Genomic DNA, 17,824 nt, shown 5'->3' on the forward strand with positions numbered 1-17,824 from the left:
AGTGAGAGAGGCTCTTCTTTTTATAATGCTGAAAATTCTTCAACAAGTGCATTAAAACGATTTAATGCACTTTCAAGCGGTTCTGGCGTAGTTAAATCAACACCAGCTTTTTTCAATAAGTTTAATGGGTAGTCTGAACTTCCGCCTTTAAGGAATTCAATATAATGTTTTTGAGCATTTGGATCGCCGCTCAATAACTTATCGGCAATTTGAATTGCAGAAGCGAATCCAGTTGCGTATTTGTATACGTAAAATGGACGATAGAAATGCGGTATTCTAGCCCATCCGTATTTTACTTCCTCGTCAAATACGAGGGAGTCGCCATTATACTCTCTGAACAAGTTTTCATAAACTTCGCTAAAGACTTGGGCATTTAATGGTTTGCCTTGCTGCGCCATTTCATGTGTGATTTTTTCAAACTCAGCGAACATAATTTGTGTAAAGAAAGTGCCTTTAAATTTCTCGATGAAATGGTTTACTAAATGGTTACGTACATTAGCATCTTTTGCTTCTTTTAATAAATGATGGATTAATAGCACTTCATTTACTGTAGAAGCGACTTCTGCAACGAAAATAGTATAGTGTGCAGAAATTCTTGGTTGGTATCCGTGTGAGTAGTGCGTATGCATACCGTGTCCACATTCATGAGTGAGAGTGAAAAGGCTATTTAAATCATCATGATGATTTAAAAGAATGAAAGGATGAACACCGTATACACCAAAGTTATAGGCGCCGGAACGTTTTCCTGGCGTTTCTCTCACGTCAATATAACGTTTATCTTTAAAGCTTTTTAATGTTTCAATATATTCTTCACCTAATGGAGCTAGTGATTTGATCATGATGTCAAACGCTTTGTCATATGGAATGTCTTGTTTTACACCCGTTACTAAATCAACGCTCAAATCGTACTGGCGTAGTTCATCTACATTTAATTTTTCTTTTCGAAGTTGATTATAAGTATGTAATGACTGAATGTTTTTTTTCGTTGTCTCAATTAAATTTTCATAAACTTCTTTCGGAACCATATCGCCAAATAATGACTTTTCTAAAGCTGATGGATATTTTCTTAGCTTTGAAACAGTAACATTATTTTTAATAGCGGCAGATAAAGTAGAAGCGATAGAATTCTTTAATTGAACGTATGGTTTGTAATAAGCTTTATAGGCTTCTTTACGTTTCTCACGGTTCTCATCTTCTATTAACTTTGCATACATTCCTCGTGTTAAAGTAACTTTTTCTCCCTCATCAGTAGTCACTTCACCAAATAGTATATCTGCATTATTTAACATGCCATATGTACGCTGAGGAGAGGAAAGTGCTTCCCCCATTTGTGATAAAATCTCTTCTTGGTCCTTATTCAATACGTGTTTTTTATAACGGTACAATTCAAATAAGTCTTCTTTATAATATTGTAAGCCTTCTGCTTCTTCTATGTAAGAATGTAATGTGTTTTCATCTACGCTAAGTAAGAATGGAGAAAAGAAAGATTTAGCCGCACTTACTTTCACATGTAATTGTGACACTTTATCGACAAGAGATTGGGCGTCAGTATCGCGCGTATCAAGATCAGATTGTAATCGTGCATAAGCAAACATTAAAGATATTATGCTAGATATTTCTTCACTCTTTGTTAAATAAGCTAATAAGCTATTACCATCGTAAATATTTCCATTAAATTCGTGTAATTCTTTCGTTAATACTTCAATTTTATGAAAATCGCTTTCCCAATCTTCAATGGTATCGTAAATATCCGTTAAATCCCATTTGTCTTTCTCATCTACTTGTAGTCGATCTTTAAGTTCAGTCATAATCATTTCCTTTCTAAATATGTAGTTATATTCCTATATAACTATGAAATACAACAAATTGCAAAAAATCCCTGCTGAAAATTTTTAACCCTTGCTAAAATGGCAAGGCTTAAAAATTATAATGTAATTCCGAATTTTGAATGTAAAAGATTTTTATATTGCACATCTGTAACGTTTTCTTTCGTTTTTTTACCGTTTTTCGCTATTGTCAGAGTATCCTTTGTTAAAGATGCATGCCCATCTTCAGTTAGTTTTACAATCAGAGGTACTTTGTTAAATGGTGAGCCCTCATGTTCAACAATAATTTTTTCTTTTAGATTTTCTTTTGATATTTCTGTAAAGTTGTTTTCGAGAATATTTAAGTTTTCAAAGGGGACAGTTTGCGCCATTGCTTGCATAATGTGAGGCAAATATTCAAATGAAACTGTTTCTTTTTCTTCTATATTTACTCGCGTGAAAAATTGTTTTTGATAGTCAGTCATAGAAACCCCTCCGTCATGCTTTTATAGATAAATTGTAAACAATCTTGAATAAGATGTGAAATGAAAACTATGTTGAATATTTGAAGGTAAATTAAAAATAATGTGGAAGAGTGACAGATTGATACTTTACTAACAGAGGGATGAATATTATAATAATTCTGATAAACTATGCAAACGTTTTCTTTAAAGGGGATGGTTTAAATATGTTGAAAAAAATAACAGTAGTCGGCTTGTCGGCTGTTTTGTTTTTACCTAGTATATATGGGGAGAGTAAAGCGTATGCAGATACGGTTAACAATGGAACGTTAATGCAGTATTTTGAGTGGTATGCTCCAAATGATGGGAATCATTGGAATCGCTTGCGTTCGGATGCTGGAAATTTAGCTCAAAAGGGAATTACATCCGTTTGGATACCACCTGCATATAAAGGAACTACGCAAAATGACGTAGGATATGGAGCATATGATTTATATGACTTAGGGGAATTCAATCAAAAAGGAACTGTGCGGACGAAATATGGGACAAAAGTACAGTTGAAATCTGCAATTGAAGCTTTACATAAGCAAAACATCGATGTATACGGTGATGTAGTTATGAATCATAAAGGTGGGGCTGATTATACGGAAACTATCACAGCAGTTGAGGTAGACCCGAGCAATCGAAATATTGAAGTATCAGGTGATTATGAAATTAATGCATGGACAGGGTTTAACTTTCCTGGGCGCGGAGATTCTTATTCTAATTTCAAATGGAAATGGTATCATTTTGACGGAACGGATTGGGATGAAGGAAGGAAATTGAATCGAATTTATAAATTTAGGGGTATAGGTAAAGCGTGGGACTGGGAAGTGTCTAGCGAGAATGGAAATTATGATTATTTGATGTATGCAGACCTTGATTTTGATCATCCAGATGTTGCGAATGAGATGAAAAATTGGGGGACGTGGTATGCGAATGAATTAAATTTAGATGGTTTTCGTTTAGATGCTGTTAAACATATTGATCATGAATATTTACGCGATTGGGTAAATCATGTCAGACAGCAAACGGGGAAAGAAATGTTTACGGTGGCTGAATATTGGCAAAATGATATCCGAACTTTAAATAATTATTTAGCGAAAGTCAATTATAATCAATCTGTATTTGATGCACCACTTCATTATAATTTTCACTATGCTTCAACAGGAAATGGAAATTATGATATGAGAAATATTTTAAAAGGAACGGTAGTTGCGAATCATCCTACACTTGCGGTTACTCTAGTTGAAAATCATGATTCGCAGCCTGGACAGTCCTTGGAATCTTTAGTAAGTCCGTGGTTTAAACCGTTGGCATATGCATTTATTTTAACTCGTGCAGAGGGCTATCCTTCAGTTTTCTATGGTGATTACTATGGGACAAGCGGAAATAGTAGTTATGAAATTCCAGCGTTAAAGGACAAAATTGATCCGATTTTGACGGCACGAAAAAACTTTGCATATGGTACGCAGCGTGATTATTTTGATCATCCAGATGTGATTGGCTGGACAAGAGAAGGGGATAGTGTACATGCTAATTCTGGTTTAGCGACATTAATCTCTGATGGACCAGGAGGATTAAAGTGGATGGATGTTGGAAAGAGTAACGCAGGGGAAGTATGGCATGATATTACGGGTAATCAAACAAATACAGTAACAATTAATAAGGATGGGTGGGGGCAGTTCCATGTAAGTGGAGGATCAGTTTCCGTATATGTTCAGCAGTAAGCTTTCCTCTTCATTCTTTACATGCTGCATAGTTATAAAGTTATGACACCTTTACTTCTTACAAAACATATAGTATGATGATTTCAGTAAATTAGATTTCAATGACTATAATATAAATTAATGAGAGGTGCTTTTTGTGAGTGCGGTAGGTACTAAATAGGAAAAATTGAATGAAATAAATCGGATAAGAACAGGGGATTTTTATGTAGATCATACCCCTAATTTTGTCATGGATTTATTTCGATACCTATGAAGATACCTACAATACTTTATAAAGCGTGTAATAAGAGGATTGCCATCTGTTGTTTTATGGCTTATTTACTCATATGTTATTACACATGCCTTGTAAATGTAAAAGCTGCGGTATCCCCGCAGCTTTTTTGTATATAATTTAAATGTATAAAAATGGTAATTTGGTAATGTAGGGCTCACTGGAATCTAATGAGTAGGTATCTTCATTTATGATAGAAATCAATCATAGTGAGGAGAAACAAAATGAATACGATGACTTTTGAAAAGTTACAATATAAAGAATTAAAGGATATAGTGAAATCTTATTGTGTAAGTGGATTAGGTAAGGAATTAATAAATAAATTAGAGCCGAGTGCGAGTATAAAAGTAGTGAGGAATCGATTAAATGAAACGACAGAAGCACGAGTTATATTAGATGCAGAAGGGCATGTGCCTTTTTTCGGTATTTCAAATATTGCTAGTACAATTCAAAAATTAGAAAAAGGGATGATTTTAGATCCAGAAGAATTAGTAAGTGTTTCAGACTTTTTACGTGGATGTAGAAAGATTAAAAATTTTATGTTAGATAAAGAATTTTTTGCGCCAGTATTAGCTTCTTATGCAAATTCAATGACTGAATATAAAAGCATTGAAGAGGAAATTAACTTTTCAATTAAAGGAAATAGTATTGATTCTGCCGCTAGTAAAGAGTTAAAACGAATTCGAAATAACATTGATTCTGTAGACGGAAAAATCAAAGAGCGTTTAATGAAGTTTTTAAATAGTAGTGCAAATAAGAAGTATATTCAAGAATTCTTTATTAGTAAGAAAGATGATAGATATACGATTCCAATTAAATCTTCTTATAAAAATCAAGTTGCGGGAAGTATAGTTGAAGCGTCCGCTAAAGGTTCTACTGTATTTATAGAACCGCATACAGTTACAAAATTAAATGCGGAATTTGCAAGTTTGAAAGCTGAAGAAGCGATAGAAGAATATCAAATTTTAGCGACTTTATCAGGAATGGTAGTAGAAAACATTTATCATATAAAAATTAATATGGAATTGATTAGCCAATATGATATGGTGTTTGCGAAAGCGAAGTTTAGTAAATCAATTGATGGAATAGAGCCGAAATTAAATGATTATGGCTACATTCATTTAGTAAATTGTAAGCATCCGCTTTTAAGTGGGAAAGTAGTACCGTTAAACTTTGAAATCGGTCAAAACTATCGTAGTTTAATTATTACAGGACCGAATGCGGGCGGGAAGACAATTGTATTAAAAACAATCGGATTGTTAACATTAGCGACAATGTCAGGCCTTCATATTGCAGGAGATAAAGATACAGAAATTGCTATTTTTGAAAATGTATTTGTAGATATTGGTGATAATCAAAGTATCGAAAACGCACTAAGTACATTTTCATCTCATATGAAAAATCTTTCTGAGATTATGAGGATGTCAAATAATAATACGTTGTTATTATTTGATGAAATAGGAAGCGGGACTGAACCGAATGAAGGGGCAGCACTTGCAATTTCTATTTTAGAGGAGTTTTATCTTGCAGGATGTATTACAGTTGCGAGTACGCATTACGGTGAAATTAAACGCTTCTCAGAAATGCACGATGATTTTATGAATGCAGCAATGCAATTTAATAGTGAAACGTTAGAACCACTTTACAAATTAGTAATAGGTAAATCGGGTGAAAGTAATGCACTTTGGATTGCAAATAAAATGAACGTAAGAGAACATGTACTGAAAAGAGCGAAAGCGTACATGGGAAATAAAGAATATGCTCTAGAAAAAGTGAATGAAAGTAAAATTAGAAAGCCCAAATTTGTGCAAGAAAAAAGAGAAAATCATTACGAGTATAAAATCGGCGATCGTGTAAATTTATTAGATTATGATGATTTTGGTATCATCTATAAGGAAAAAGATAATTTTTATAACGTTGTTGTATATTATAACGGTGAATTCGTTGAAGTAAATGTAAAACGTATTACTTTAGAGGTATCAGCAAAGGAGTTATATCCAGAGGGATACGATTTAAATACACTATTTGTCGATTATAAAGAAAGAAAAATGCAGCACGACATCGAGCGTGGATCGAAAAAAGCACTTCGTAAAATTCAAAAAGAAATGAGAAAGAATAGAGGGTAATCTAGGGTGGTAACGATTAGACAAGAACAAAAAAATGATTATAGAAAAACAGAAGAAGTTGTAAAAGAAGCATTTTTACATGAAGAGTTTAGTGATAAAAAAGAACATTAACTTGTAAGACGTATTAGAGAATGTGACGTATTTATTCCAGAATTATCAATTGTGGCGATAGATGAAGAAATAGTCGGTCACATTATGTTATCGAAAATTACGATAGAACAGGATGGAACTTCTGAAGAATCATTAGCACTTGCACCAGTTTCAGTTGCTAGGGGTCATCAGAAAAAGGGAATTGGCGGTAAACTTATCGCTTATGCTTTAGAAAAAGCGAAAGACCTTGGATACGGGTCAGTTGTAGTATTAGGACATCCAGAGTACTATCCGAAATTTGGTTTTAAGAAAGCAAGTGAGTGGAATATAAAAGCGCCATTTGAAGTGCCAGATGAAGTGTTTATGGTGATGGAACTGAGAGGAAATGCTCTTGAAGGTGTAGAAGGAATTGTACAATATTCGAGTGCTTTTGCTGAATAGGAGTATCGGTTAAGAAATGTAATCATAAAAGATGCTATCTTTTTGTAGAGATATACAGAAAGATAGCTTTTTTATTAAGCAGATCTATTGACGTATATTTTGCTCAATGAATAATTGAGGTGGTAAAATTGATATAGAAATGTAAAGGGAGAGAATAGAATGAATAAGCGAGAACAAGATAGCAATGAGAATGTAGTTACGTTATATGTTACAAGACATGGTAAAACAATATTAAATACGAACCATCGCGCGCAAGGTTGGGCAGACTCTCCATTAGTAGAAAAAGGTGTGGAAGTTGCCATAAATTTAGGAACCGGATTAAAAGATGTTCATTTTATGAATGCGTATAGTAGTGATAGCGGCCGAGCAATTGAAACTGCTAATTTAGTATTAAAATATAGTGAGCAATCAAAGTTGAAACTTGAGAAAAGAAAAAATTTACGAGAATTAAATTTTGGTATTTTTGAAGGTGAAAAACTTGATAATATGTGGGATACGGTTGGAAAAGCTGCTGGCGTTACATCACCAGAAGAACTTATGAAGTTTTCTATTCAAGAAGTTATTGATCTTATTAGAGCAGCAGACCCTACGAAACAAGCGGAAGATTGGGAAGTATTTTCTACTCGTATAAAAGCAGAGATTGATAAAATTAGTGAAGAAGCTGTTGGAAATGGTGGCGGTAATGTTTTAGTTGTCGTTCACGGACTTTTGATTACAACCTTAATAGAAATGTTAGACAGTAGCAAAACAAAGCTTGGATTGGAAAATGCTAGTGTGACGAAGATTGTATATCAAAATGGAACATATACGGTCGAGTCGGTTGGAGATATGAGTTATGTTGCAAAAGGGAAAGAAAGTGTGGAAATATAATTATATCTCAAATTGAGATAAGAAAAGGAAGGTAGAGAAATCTAGCTTCCTTTTCATTTTGTGAATTATGGGATCAATAAAATCTTCCCTGTGCTTTTACGGCTCTCTAATAATTCATGGGCACGGGCACCGTCTTGTAAAGAGAATGTAGTGGGACTCGCGATGTTTAATTTTCCACTAGCGATCCAATCAAATAATTGGGTAGAGCGTTTTTTACGTTCTTCATATGCAGTAAGAACATTCCAAAGATCTCCACCAGTTAAAGTTTTTGAAGTATCCATAAGCATACGTGGATCAAAGGGCGCGGGATTACCACCAGCCATTCCGTAAAATACGACAGTGCCACCAGTTTTAGTAGCGTTAAAACTTTCCTCTAATGTAGAGCCTACTGATTCATATACAACATTTACTCCAGTACCATTTGTTATTTCAAGTACTTTTGAATGCCATTCTTTAGTATATAAAAATACGTGATCAGCACCAGCTAACGTGGCTACTTTTGCTTTTTCGTTTGATGACGTAAGACCGATTACTTTTCCGCCCTGTAGTTTAATCATTTGAATAAGAAGTTGACCAACGCCGCCAGCCGCAGCGTGTACTAAAGCTATATCACTTTGTTTTATTTGGTAGCTATCTTTCGTTAAATAATGTGCCGTTAGACCTTGCAATAGGGCAGAAGCGGCTGTTTCAAAAGAAATAGAATTTGGAAGCTGAATTGCTTTTTCAGATGGAACGGCAACTAATTCTGCATTTGCAAATGGAACATCAGCAAATGCAATACGGTCTCCAGGATTGATAGTTGTAACGTCAGCTCCTACTTTTTCAACAATACCAGCCCCTTCATAGCCTAATATATAAGGAGGGTTACCAGCGAGATGATAATCACCTCGGCGTCTATAAATATCAGCGAAGTTTAATCCGATTGCTTGCATGCGGACAAGAATTTCATTTGGATTTATGATTGGATCATGTATTTCTTTATATTGTAGTACATCCGGACTTCCAAACTGTTCGAAACAAAGTGCTTTCATATGGAATACCTCCATTTTATTGTTTGTCGATGCTCTTTATCATACAATATAAATATCAATAGACAAAGAGGATTATTTCGATGAAATCAATCGGAAATACCGATTGAAAAGAGGGATGATAAATGGAGATAAAACAATTAATTACATTTAAAGTAGCGGCAGACACTTTGAACTTTACACAAACTGCGAAGAAATTGAACTTTGCTCAATCGAGCGTGACAGCGCAAATTAAAACGTTAGAAGCTGAGCTCGGTACGCCGTTATTTGAAAGATTAGGGAAACGTCTTTTCTTAACTGAAGCAGGAAGGAAGTTTCAATTATATGCTGATAAGATGATTGCACTCAGTAATGAAGCAAAAATGGCTGTGAAAGATGATGAAGAAATAGCAGGTACGTTAATAATCGGTGCGCAAGAAAGTCAATGTACATATAGGCTTCCATCTATATTAAAGAGGTTTAAAGCACAATTTCCACAAATCAAACTTATCTTTAAACCAGCACATTCCAATAAAGATGCGAAGGACCAATTGATGGAGGGGAAAGTTGATCTTGCATTTATTTTGGATGAATGTAAAACGGAAGATGCTTTGTATGTGGAGCCACTTATGAAAGAAGCATTAAAAGTAGTAGCTGCTTCAGGGCATTGTTTACTCGAGCGACCTTCCGTTTCTATAAAAGATTTAGAGAAGGAAACGCTTTTGTTAACAGAACTAGGGTGCTCATACCGGACTTTATTTGAAGACCTGTTTCGTACAGAAGATGTGTATCCAGCGAATAAGATTGAGTTTGTAAGTGTCGAGGCAATTAAACAATGTGTCATTGCGGATTTAGGTATAGCAGTTTTGCCAGCAATAGTAGTAGAAAAAGATATACGAGAGGGAACGATAAAAGAGTTGCAACTAGAAAATACTATCAATCCAATTTTTACACAAATTGCTTGGCATAAAGATAAATGGATGACAGCACCACTGCAGCAATTTATTGATGTAACAAGGGAGTTTTTTACAACGGATTAAGTAGAGAAATATTTATTTTATATAAAAGAAAAAATGGCACTTTTGTATAAAGAATGCTATAAAATGTGTATTTCTCAACTTTTTTTTCGTTTCTGTAAGATGCCTCTAGGTGGAATGAAAGGAGGGGCGTACATAGGGGATAGATTGTCTTTATTATACGTACTTATTTTGAGGGAGGAGATTTACAATGTTTACAAAGTTCATGAAAGTATGTGTGTTAAGTATAGCGAGTGTAGGGGTATGATTTAGTTTTCAAGGAAGTATATTTGCAGCTACCGATCTAAGTAGTTATTTGATATGAAAATGAAAGAGCCTTACTGCAATTTATTGTGGTAAGGCTCTTTAAAGTTGTTTAATAGATTAAGTACATTCATTTACAATGACATATCTTTATAATCACTTTTAAGTATTGCCATAATAATTTCATCCGAGTATGTATCGTTATAAAACAAAGATTGACGTAAGGTTCCTTCTTTTGCAAACCCAACTTTTTCATAAGCTCTAATTCCGCGTAAATTATGGCTAAACACTTCTAACTGTAAACGATTTAATGATAGTTGTTCAAAAACAAAACTTAAAACTATTTTAATAGCTTCAGTTCCATAGCCTTTTCCTGTTAATGACATAGAAAGCATCGATATTCGGAAGCCTGCTCTTTTGTTCCCCTCATCGATATCTAAAATCGACAACTCTCCAATCATTTCGTCATTGCTTTGTAAACAAATAGCGAAATCGTAGCGACTCGAATCATTATTTATATGAGCTATATGTGTCTTTATTTGTTCCAATGAAAAAGTAGGCTTGGTTCCAGTCATATAACGTATCTCTGTATCCATCGTACTTTCTAATATAAAGGGGGCATCTAGTTCGCAAAGAGGTCTTAAATAAATTCTTTCGCTCTCTAATCTCATTATAATTTTCTCCTTTAGTTAGTAATTGAATGTATAAATACTTAGACTTTCTTCAATGAGTTACATAAAAAATATAAATCTTAATTCGATGTTACATGAATTTTATAATGGTATGGTATACCTAAAACAAATAATAAAAGTTTTATACATAACAAAATGTATCAACGAGTTTTTGGATAATACTATTATTATTGCTGTTCATTCCGCTTTTAACTGAACACGAGCTTTTATTTATATTTTAAGCTGAAAATAAGCATGTACCATTAATCTCCATCGTAGTTCAACAAGAATTAAATTATTTTATCGTCACTTTAAAAGGGCTTGTTTTGATCGTTTTTCAAAACAAGCCCTTTCTTTTTGTTTATTTATTCCCCCTTAATGGATAGTAAGACTCCACATTCGAATTGCGAATGAAGCAAAGTAGGTAGGTGGAAGCGGGCTCACTCATAAAAGCCTGATTTAGTATGGATGTTCCTTTCATGTTTTTGGGATAATTTAACATGGAATGTTTTCTTTTATCCAAATTTATGCTGTAATTAAAACAAAGGAGGCAAGTAAATGGGGAATGAGATTAAACGATATGTAATATGTACTTTAATATTTACATGGATACTATGGGGGCTATTAATTAACTTGATAAAATTAAATATTACGACATTAGGTGCACCACTAGCGATGATATTATTTGTTTTCGGGGGAATTATGCCGGCAATCGTTGCAATTAGTTTAAAGAAAAAATATGGATCAAAAGAAGAGTTCCGAGTGTTTATTAAAAATGTTGTTAATCCTAAGTATCATTTTGTATGGTATGTTCTAATCATTGTTTTAGCTTTTATTAGTTGTTATCTTCCAACAATATTTGGTGGAGCAACGATGCAAAAACCATTATACGAGGCATTACTTAGTTTCCCAATAATGATCGTTGGTGGTGGTCTTGAAGAAATTGGATGGAGAGGATTCTTACAACCTGCCCTTCAGAAAAGGCTTTCGGCATTTTTAAGTACGGTTATTGTGAGTGTTATATGGGCTATTTGGCACTGGCCATTATGGTTTATTCCAGGCACGAATCAAACTCAAAGGGATTTTATAGCCTTCATAATTACGACAATTGCTGTTTCTTTCTTACTTACTACAATTTTTAACGCAACTAAAAGTATTTTTATGTGTCTAATTTTTCATGCGCTTCTTAATTCTTTTTGGAGTGTGTACGTGCCAAATGATAAAGTGTTACCAGCATTTTCAACTTTTATTTTCGGAATTTTCATTTTCATTGTGTATAAAGTAGTAATAAAAAGAAAAACCCTCTTATTGATTAGGTAACTGAAATAATAAAAGGAAACATATTAATATATTTTTTTATAGATATTGAATTAGTCAATAAGAACACGACACAAACATAATTAAAATAAAAGTATTTAAGTTTGTGCCGCAAGAAAATTTGCGAAAATATAAACAACATAAAAAAGAATGAAGAGCCTTTCCGTTTACCTAAACAATGTTAACGACAGTTATAGTAGTTCATTTGTTAGAACAATTGAATTAACTAAGGTCTGTATCAGGAGGAGTGTATCCAAGGTGACGAGTCATTGATACAATTTGTCCTTTATGGTGAAACTCATGTGTTTCCGTATGAGTTAAAAGCCATAGCGGAGTTGTACGCCAAGGTTCTTTTTGCCATTTCACTTCATTTGCTATATTTTCGAGCCAACGGTCATTGTATTCATCTAAAAAACGTAGTACAACCTCATCTACTAACTTAAATCTAGCACGGACATTCGCGACATCTGCATGCTCAATTTCAAAATTGCTAGCAAATGAAAAATCTGCTCGTTTTTGCTTGAATGCGAATGATCCAAGCCAGTATCGATAGCAATCAGCTACATGAATATGCGTCTTTATAATGCTACCGCTTCCGAAATTCGGAACAGTGTTATGTAATTTTTCTAGTGGGATTTCTTCCAAAAACGTAAATAGAGTTTCTCTTGTAGAGCTAATATGATTATATTGTTGTTTTAAAACATGTGACATGCCATGACACTCCTCTTTTATTTATTAAACTATTTGTGTAGTAAGTAATTCTATATTTACGAGAGGTGAACCTTTTTATTATTTTTACTAAGCATATTAGATGTATTTCTTCATTGTTTCTGATAGATTAAACAAGGTGAAACTTTAATAAGTTGAACATTTTTAGTTCATAATAAATTGTACATCAAGAAGGGAACGATAAAATGAATAGACTAGTTGGTTTAAAACAATTTGAAATAACGCGCGGGGCATTACTTAAATTTATGGAAACATTAGATAATAAAACTGCGGATACGCAGCCGAATGGCTTTAACAATACAATTCGTTGGCATATTGGTCACGTGTTAACAGCAGCGGAAACATTCATGTTTGGAAGAGAGTTTAAACAATTACCAACGGAATATCCAGGTATGTTTGGATATGGATCAAGACCATCTAAATGGAAAACAGAAGGACCATCGTTAGAAGTGTTAACGGTTCAATTAAAAGAACAAGCAAAACGTATTAACGAAATTCCAGCAGAAGCATTTGAAAATAAACTTCCAGAGCCATTTTTAGGATTGGAAACAGTAGGGGAGCTATACGGTATGATGCTTTATCATGAAGCAGATCATATTGGGCAAATGAAGGCGATGGAACGTATTATTAAGGCTCTTTAGTTAAAAAAACGAAATCCTAGATGGATTTCGTTTTTTTATTGAGCAAATAGAGTAGGTGAATTGATGTTAATGTTTTTACGTAATCAGTATTATCTTTTCGACTGTTTTAAATGTTTGAGTTGTGTAACAATCATAATGCTAATGACAACAAGCAAAAACCATGAGCTAATTTTGCTAAGGTGAACGAGGTTCCATGTTTCTCGTTGATTTGGATATTGCCATGCCCCCCAAAAAGTAGCGATGTTTTCTGCAATCCAAATAAAGAATCCGATAAGGAAAAATGAGAGAACGAGCGGCATTTTATATGTAATACCTTGTAATGAAAATTCCACAAATGTCCGAAAGAAAACAATGAATAAAAGTAAAGTTAATACCCATCTAAAATCGTATATAAAATGGTGGGTGAAAAAATTGAAGTAAATCATAGCTCCTAATGGCACGGCAAAAATAGCTTTCGGCCAATGGTACATATGTAAATGCAACCTTCTCCATGCTTGGCATATGTAACTTGCGACACTCGCATACATAAAACCACTGTATAGTGGAACTCCAAAAACCTTTGAATACGCCTCTTCAGGATAACTCCATGAACCGAAATGTACTTTATATATTTCTAGCAAGAGTCCGATGAGGTGGAAGACAGTAATTACTTTTAATTCATCTTTCGTCTCAAGTCCAGTCTTATACATAATCCACTGCATAAGAATACATACGATGAGTATGAAATCGTAGCGGTATAACCCCGGGGTAGAAATAATTTTTGAAAGGGCTAGTGTTAAAAAAATAACGACTGGAAATAAGCAAGATAACGCTTGCCCGTAAGTGAAGTGTAGTAGTTGTTTTATATAGAACATTGTGTCACCTTCGATATTTTTATTTGAAAACTCAAAATAATGACTAAGTATACTACAATTTTAAAAATAAGCTAGTAGTCTATTTTGCGTGTATTTGTAAGTTTTGGAAGGGAATTGTAATAAGTATTTTAATATTGTAGCAAAGTAAAAAAAATAGTTTGCTATTTAAAAAAAGTGGGGATATAATAACTAAATGAAAATGATAATTATTATCAATAATAATTACAAATAAAAAATGATTATAAAAAACAACTCAATATAAAGGATGAAATGAAACATGTTACATAAGCCTGCTGTATATGCTGGCAATAATCGCTGGATACATATTAAGTTCATATGTTTCATGAGCTTAACAATTTTATGTTTAATTGGATCTATATTTTTGGCCGTTGCATTTGGTGCAAAGGATATTCATTTGCAAACCATATGGGCAGCAGTTTTTGATTACAATCCGAAATTAACGCAGCACCAAATTATATATGAATTAAGGCTCCCAAGGGTCATTGGCGCAGCAGTTGTAGGGGCAGCTTTTGCAGTTGCTGGGGCTGTTATGCAAGGAGTAACACGAAACCCTTTAGCTGATGCAGGTGTGCTTGGGATAAATGCAGGTGCGATGTTTGTAGTAGCACTTAGTTTTGCCTTTTTCCCGCATATGCCGTATTCCTATTTAATGATTGTTTCCTTTGTTGGAGCGGTTTTAAGTACAGTACTCATTTTTATTATCGGATCGGCAACATCAGGTGGATTAACACCGATGAGGTTGACGATTGCGGGGGCAGTCATGGCCGCGCTTTTGCATTCGTTAAGTTCAGGTGTCGCGATTTATTATGACTTAAGTCAAGATTTAGCGTTTTGGTACGCTGGTGGTGTTGCGGGGGTTAAGTGGGAACACTTGAAATTTTTAGTTCCTATTATTCTCATAACAATTGTTTTTGCGACAATGATAGGGCGGTCTATTTCACTCATATCAATGGGGGATGACGTTGCTACGAATTTAGGAGTAAAAACGAACCGAACGAGAATACTAGGAATGATTATAGTAGTCATTCTTGCAGGTGTATCTGTTTCAGCTGTTGGTTCTATCGGATTTGTAGGACTTGTTATTCCGCATATCGCTAGAAAAATAGTTGGTGTTAATTATAGACTCATTATTCCTATGTCAGCATTATTAGGTGCTATGTTATTAGTTATAGCTGACCTAGGGGCAAGAACAGTAAACCCTCCTAAAGAACTTGCGATAGGAATTATGGTAGCTCTTGTTGGAGTTCCGTTCTTCCTCTATATAGCACGTAAAGTTGGGAGGGAGCTATAAGTGAAGAAGATTTTAAACACGGATAAAAAAAGAGCCATTACTGTAACTACAATATTCGGTTGTATTAGTATCGCTGTCATTTTCATTAGTTTAAATACAGGGACATTGAGTATCACACCACTTAAAGTAATTCAAACGATTTTCGGTTATGGTGATTTTGAGAGCGCGACCGTGCTATACGATTATCGTATGCCAAGAATTATAATCACAATGTTAGCGGGTATTGGCCTTGGGATTTCCGGTGCGATTTTGCAAGGATTATCACGTAATGCGTTGGCCGATCCTGGTATTCTTGGACTGCATTCAGGTGCATCTTTCGGGCTAATTATATTCGTTACTTTCTTTCATTCTATTAATGAGAATGCATCGATTTTAATACCGTTATTTACATTTGGCGGGGGAGTGTTAGCAGCATTTTTAATTATTATACTTGCGAGTGATCGATCAAAAGGTTTACTTCCTATTAGACTTATTCTCGTTGGTATTGCTGTTTCAGCTGGATTTAGTGCGATTTCGTTATTTTTCTCTCTCAAGTTAAATGATGAGACGTATACATTCGCTTCTAGATGGCTAGTTGGTAACGTGTGGGGAAGAGATTGGATTCATGTTCTAGCATTATTACCTTGGATTTTCATACTTACCCCGTATGCGTGGTTAAAATCTAAAACGTTAAATGCATTGTCACTAGGTGATAGTGTGGCAGCAGGACTTGGTGTTTCTGTTCAAAAAGAACGATTACTACTTTTAGCGACAGCAGTCGGATTATCTTGCGCAAGTGTATCGATGGCAGGAGGGATTGGCTTTATCGGTTTAGTTGCTCCGCATATCGCCAGAAAGTTAGTAGGTACTACCTATCAACACTTCCTTCCGTTAGCTGGCATAATCGGAATGATTATTTTAGTACTCGCAGATACGATAGGGCGCTCTTTATTTGAGCCAAATTCTATTCCAGCTGGTGTAGTAGTGGCAGCTTTAGGAGCACCGTATTTTCTTTATTTACTTACAAAAACAAAATAAATACTTCAAAGAGGAGAACATATGAAAAAGAAACTTACTATTTTATTTAGCATGATGTGTATTTTAGTATTAGCAGCATGTGGTCAAACAAAACCTAATGAAGAGGCAAGTAAAAAAACGGGGAAAAGTAATGACCCAAAAATTGCTTCAATGTCTATTCACTTAACAAATGATTTACTTGCATTAGGAATTACACCAGTAGGTTCTGTTATTGGCGGAGGTTTAAAAGATTTCTTACCGCATGCTAAAGAGCAGCTGAAAGATACGAAGAAACTCGGCGTTGTAACAGATCCAAATATGGAAGCGTTACTTCAATTGAAGCCATCTGACATTTATGTTGATGAAAAATACGCTGGTAAAGGTTTAGAAAAATACGAAAAAATTGCAAAAACGCATTCTTTCAATTTAGATGAAGGTACGTGGAGAGATCAGTTAAAACAAGTTGGTAAACTTGTAAACCGTGAGAAAGAAGCGGATAAATATATTCAAGATTACGAAGAACAATCAAAACGAGTAAAAAGTTTAATAGATAAAGAATTAGGTAATAACGAAAAAGTAATGGCAATTCGTGTTACTGCAAAAGAATTACGTGTATTTAGTACGAAAAGACCGATGGGACCAATTTTATTCCAAGACTTAGGATTACAACCTGCAAATGGTGTAGAGAAAATTGATGGAAACCGTCCTTTCGAAGTCATTTCACAAGAAGTATTACCTGACTTTGATGCAGATGCGATTTTCGTTGTTGTAAATAGAGATGATAAAGCAAAAGCTGCATTTAAACAACTTCAAGAAACACCAATTTGGAAAGACTTAAAAGCTGTTAAAGGCAAGCACGTATACATTATTAATGACCAACCATGGCTTGACTATTCTGCGTTAGGAAACAAAATGGCAATGGATGAAGCTGAGAAAATGTTTACGAAATAATACAGTTTTGCTATTAGGAAAGGCCCTCTAAATTTGAAGGGTCTTTCTGTTATTGTTAGAATAAATAAAAAATTATACAATGAAGTTAATGCAATATAGAGGAGATGTGCCAATGTCAGCGCTTATTGTGAGTATCCCGTTTATAAAACAGTTGATAGAACAAGGGGATAAATAGGCTCGAATAATTATCCCCGTTATTTAATAAAGGGGGAGTTTGAAATGACAATGAATCT

Annotated in this window: 16 protein-coding genes; 10 read left to right on the forward strand and 6 right to left on the reverse strand. The window is 34.3% G+C overall.

Annotated elements, in window-relative coordinates:
* Positions 1 to 20: 20 nt before the first annotated feature.
* Together pepF and CO726_RS17355 are read right to left on the reverse strand one after the other, a co-directional pair.
* Positions 21 to 1,808, reverse strand: a complete 1,788-nt coding sequence (gene pepF / locus CO726_RS17350; protein ID WP_099685061.1) for an oligoendopeptidase F — start codon at positions 1,806 to 1,808, stop codon at positions 21 to 23.
* 116 nt (positions 1,809 to 1,924) lie between these two features.
* Positions 1,925 to 2,290 (reverse strand): arylamine N-acetyltransferase, encoded by a 366-nt coding sequence (locus CO726_RS17355; protein WP_099685062.1) that lies wholly within the window; start codon positions 2,288 to 2,290, stop codon positions 1,925 to 1,927.
* Between the two features lie 203 nt (positions 2,291 to 2,493).
* Between CO726_RS17355 and amyS the strand changes: the two genes are divergently transcribed.
* From amyS to CO726_RS17375, 4 genes are all read left to right on the forward strand, one after another.
* The gene (amyS, locus tag CO726_RS17360) at positions 2,494 to 4,035 is read left to right on the forward strand and encodes an alpha-amylase (protein WP_099685063.1); all 1,542 of its coding nucleotides are present in this window, start codon (positions 2,494 to 2,496) and stop codon (positions 4,033 to 4,035) included.
* Positions 4,036 to 4,530: 495 nt separating this feature from the next.
* Positions 4,531 to 6,432, forward strand: coding sequence for an endonuclease MutS2 (locus tag CO726_RS17365; protein ID WP_099685064.1), 1,902 nt, complete (start codon positions 4,531 to 4,533; stop codon positions 6,430 to 6,432).
* A 123-nt stretch (positions 6,433 to 6,555) separates the two neighbouring features.
* On the forward strand, positions 6,556 to 6,963 hold the full coding sequence (locus CO726_RS17370) for a GNAT family N-acetyltransferase (protein WP_245916677.1): 408 nt from the start codon (positions 6,556 to 6,558) through the stop codon (positions 6,961 to 6,963).
* A 159-nt stretch (positions 6,964 to 7,122) separates the two neighbouring features.
* On the forward strand, positions 7,123 to 7,833 hold the full coding sequence (locus CO726_RS17375; RefSeq protein ID WP_099685065.1) for a histidine phosphatase family protein: 711 nt from the start codon (positions 7,123 to 7,125) through the stop codon (positions 7,831 to 7,833).
* 65 nt (positions 7,834 to 7,898) lie between these two features.
* On the opposite strand, the gene CO726_RS17380 is transcribed toward CO726_RS17375, so the two are convergent.
* Complete coding sequence (locus CO726_RS17380; protein WP_099685066.1) at positions 7,899 to 8,864, reverse strand: quinone oxidoreductase family protein; 966 nt, start codon at positions 8,862 to 8,864, stop codon at positions 7,899 to 7,901.
* Positions 8,865 to 8,986: 122 nt separating this feature from the next.
* Between CO726_RS17380 and CO726_RS17385 the strand changes: the two genes are divergently transcribed.
* Positions 8,987 to 9,880 (forward strand): LysR family transcriptional regulator, encoded by an 894-nt coding sequence (locus CO726_RS17385; RefSeq protein ID WP_099685067.1) that lies wholly within the window; start codon positions 8,987 to 8,989, stop codon positions 9,878 to 9,880.
* Between the two features lie 374 nt (positions 9,881 to 10,254).
* On the opposite strand, the gene CO726_RS17390 is transcribed toward CO726_RS17385, so the two are convergent.
* Positions 10,255 to 10,791: a GNAT family N-acetyltransferase gene (locus CO726_RS17390; RefSeq protein ID WP_098760604.1), complete on the reverse strand. Its 537-nt coding sequence runs from the start codon at positions 10,789 to 10,791 to the stop codon at positions 10,255 to 10,257.
* A 558-nt stretch (positions 10,792 to 11,349) separates the two neighbouring features.
* On the opposite strand from CO726_RS17390, the gene CO726_RS17395 reads away from it, so the two are divergent.
* Positions 11,350 to 12,111, forward strand: coding sequence for a CPBP family intramembrane glutamic endopeptidase (locus tag CO726_RS17395; protein WP_099685068.1), 762 nt, complete (start codon positions 11,350 to 11,352; stop codon positions 12,109 to 12,111).
* A gap of 219 nt (positions 12,112 to 12,330) precedes the next feature.
* Here CO726_RS17395 and CO726_RS17400 read toward each other — a convergent pair whose 3' ends face one another.
* Positions 12,331 to 12,819, reverse strand: coding sequence for a DinB family protein (locus CO726_RS17400; protein ID WP_099685069.1), 489 nt, complete (start codon positions 12,817 to 12,819; stop codon positions 12,331 to 12,333).
* A gap of 203 nt (positions 12,820 to 13,022) precedes the next feature.
* On the opposite strand from CO726_RS17400, the gene CO726_RS17405 reads away from it, so the two are divergent.
* The gene (locus CO726_RS17405) at positions 13,023 to 13,478 is read left to right on the forward strand and encodes a DinB family protein (protein WP_099685070.1); all 456 of its coding nucleotides are present in this window, start codon (positions 13,023 to 13,025) and stop codon (positions 13,476 to 13,478) included.
* 89 nt (positions 13,479 to 13,567) lie between these two features.
* Here CO726_RS17405 and CO726_RS17410 read toward each other — a convergent pair whose 3' ends face one another.
* Positions 13,568 to 14,332, reverse strand: coding sequence for a DUF817 domain-containing protein (locus CO726_RS17410; RefSeq protein WP_099685071.1), 765 nt, complete (start codon positions 14,330 to 14,332; stop codon positions 13,568 to 13,570).
* 277 nt (positions 14,333 to 14,609) lie between these two features.
* Between CO726_RS17410 and CO726_RS17415 the strand changes: the two genes are divergently transcribed.
* From CO726_RS17415 to CO726_RS17425, 3 genes are read left to right on the forward strand one after another with little or no spacing between them, the layout of a single operon-like run.
* Entirely contained in the window at positions 14,610 to 15,644 is a 1,035-nt protein-coding gene (locus CO726_RS17415) for a FecCD family ABC transporter permease (RefSeq protein WP_099685072.1), read from the forward strand.
* Positions 15,645 to 16,661, forward strand: coding sequence for a FecCD family ABC transporter permease (locus tag CO726_RS17420; protein WP_099685073.1), 1,017 nt, complete (start codon positions 15,645 to 15,647; stop codon positions 16,659 to 16,661).
* A gap of 21 nt (positions 16,662 to 16,682) precedes the next feature.
* Positions 16,683 to 17,591 (forward strand): iron-hydroxamate ABC transporter substrate-binding protein, encoded by a 909-nt coding sequence (locus CO726_RS17425; RefSeq protein WP_099685074.1) that lies wholly within the window; start codon positions 16,683 to 16,685, stop codon positions 17,589 to 17,591.
* Positions 17,592 to 17,824 lie beyond the last annotated feature (233 nt).

This window comes from Bacillus fungorum, from assembly GCF_002746455.1.
GTDB lineage: Bacteria > Bacillota > Bacilli > Bacillales > Bacillaceae_G > Bacillus_A > Bacillus_A fungorum.